Here is a 1,706-nt window from a genome sequence, read left to right as displayed (position 1 = left end):
GTTCGGCGGTGTCCTACTCTCCCACAACCCTTCGGTTGCAGTACCATCGGCGCTGTCAGGCTTAGCTTCCGGGTTCGGAATGGGACCGGGCGTTTCCCTGACGCTAAAACCACCGAAACACTCCGAAACAACACACGCACTGGCGTGGTGTTTCAGAACCGTAGAGTGGATGCGCAACATCTTCGTAGACAAGTCCTCGGCCTATTAGTACCAGTCAACTCAACAACACATTACTGTGCTTCCATTTCTGGCCTATCAACCCAATGGTCTCTTGGGAGCCTTAACCCACAAAGGGTGGGATACCTCATCTTGGAACAGGCTTCCCGCTTAGATGCCTTCAGCGGTTATCCCTTCCGAACGTGGCCAACCAGCCATGCCCCTGGCGGAACAACTGGCACACCAGAGGTTCGTCCGTCCCGGTCCTCTCGTACTAGGGACAGCCTTCCTCAAGTATCCTACGCGCGCGGCGGATAGGGACCGAACTGTCTCACGACGTTCTAAACCCAGCTCGCGTGCCGCTTTAATGGGCGAACAGCCCAACCCTTGGGACCTACTCCGGCCCCAGGATGCGACGAGCCGACATCGAGGTGCCAAACCATGCCGTCGATATGGACTCTTGGGCAAGATCAGCCTGTTATCCCCGGGGTACCTTTTATCCGTTGAGCGACACCCCTTCCACCAGGAGGTGCCGGATCACTAGTCCCGACTTTCGTCCCTGCTCGACATGTCTGTCTCACAGTCAAGCTCCCTTGTGCACTTGCACTCAACACCTGATTGCCAACCAGGCTGAGGGAACCTTTGGGCGCCTCCGTTACTCTTTAGGAGGCAACCGCCCCAGTTAAACTACCCATCAGGCACTGTCCCTGAACCAGATCATGGCCCGAGGTTCAGATTCCCAATTCGACCAGAGTGGTATTTCAACAACGACTCCACCACAACTAGCGTTGCAGCTTCACAGTCTCCCACCTATCCTACACAAGCCGAACCGAAAACCAATACCAAACTATAGTAAAGGTCCCGGGGTCTTTCCGTCCTGCCGCGCGTAACGAGCATCTTTACTCGTAGTGCAATTTCGCCGGGCCTGTGGTTGAGACAGCCGGAAAGTCGTTACGCCATTCGTGCAGGTCGGAACTTACCCGACAAGGAATTTCGCTACCTTAGGATGGTTATAGTTACCACCGCCGTTTACTGGCGCTTAAATTCTCAGCTTCGCCCCGAAAGGCTAACCGGTCCTCTTAACGTTCCAGCACCGGGCAGGCGTCAGTCCATATACATCGTCTTGCGACTTCGCATGGACCTGTGTTTTTAGTAAACAGTCGCTTTCCGCTGGTCTCTGCGGCCACCCACCCCTAGTCCGTAAAGGACTTCAGAGTGTTTGGCCCCCCTTCTCCCGAAGTTACGGGGGCATTTTGCCGAGTTCCTTAACCACAGTTCACCCGATCGCCTTGGTATTCTCTACCTGACCACCTGTGTTGGTTTGGGGTACGGGCCGTGCATGCACTCACTAGAGGCTTTTCTCGGCAGCATAGGATCACTCTACTTCGCCTCAAACGGCTACGCATCACGTCTCAACCTGTATGAGTGGCGGATTTGCCTACCACTCGGCCTACACGCTTACACCAGGACAACCATCGCCTGGCGGAGCTACCTTCCTGCGTCACCCCATCGCTTGACTACTACGAAATCAGGTCCCACGCTCCACACAC

2 rRNA genes are annotated in these 1,706 nt (G+C 55.4%); both read right to left on the bottom strand.

Annotation, left to right across the window (positions count from 1 at the left end):
- Window positions 1-117 (bottom strand): 5S ribosomal RNA (gene rrf, locus ACIQWX_RS50650).
- A 67-nt stretch (window positions 118-184) separates the two neighbouring features.
- Window positions 185-1,706: ribosomal RNA gene (locus tag ACIQWX_RS50645) — 23S ribosomal RNA — on the bottom strand; the annotation flags it as partial.

The organism is Amycolatopsis sp. NPDC098790 (assembly GCF_044759945.1).
Lineage (GTDB): Bacteria > Actinomycetota > Actinomycetes > Mycobacteriales > Pseudonocardiaceae > Amycolatopsis.
This window is presented reverse-complemented; position numbering and strand designations above follow the sequence as displayed.